The sequence below is a fragment of the Vibrio sp. 1978 genome (genome assembly GCF_033344345.1).
This window is the reverse complement of sequence record NZ_JAWPOP010000919.1, coordinates 1-539: the sequence shown is the minus strand read 5'-3', so window position 1 is coordinate 539 and position 539 is coordinate 1. Positions and strand designations below refer to the sequence as shown.

The 539-nt window shown below is 44.2% G+C and carries 1 pseudogene; it reads right to left on the bottom strand.

Annotation, left to right across the window (positions count from 1 at the left end):
* Window positions 1-203: 203 nt before the first annotated feature.
* Window positions 204-539: pseudogene (locus R8N49_RS29865) on the bottom strand (alkaline phosphatase family protein); the annotation flags it as partial.

Below are 539 nucleotides of genomic sequence, written 5' to 3'. Positions count from 1 at the left end.
CAGACACTTCACACAGCAGACATGCGATCGCCATGTTTGGCGACAGTGCATTGGTTTTGCTCAAATCCGAGCCGTCGATAAGTTGTTTGAACAACGAAGTAAGAGAATTAAACATAGTAAGCACCAAGCTGTTTTCTTTTAAGATGGTAATAGATACGGTAAATCTCAAGGTGTCGTATCAAATTTAGCACCGCACTGACAGGTTATTTTCCTTTATCTTCTGCGCGAGTTGGAGGGAAGTTAATCTCCTCTCCGTCGCTAGTCAGAATGCCAATGTGACTCGGTTTCCCTTCATCGTCCAAGCGTAGCTCTCCGATAGCACTGTGATTAACCAAGCGATAAAAATTGTGAGTGCTTGGCGCGCGTTTGTAGATCTTCAAGCGTTTACGTTTCGTAAACCAGTTGAGTGGTGAACGCGGACTGTAAAGCATTCTGTCTAGGCCATCGCAGATCGTGAGCAGTTGCGTAGGGAACTGGTTTTTAATGCCACTACAGGTGATTTGATAAATATTCGGGCTGTTTTTTCGATAACGCAATTT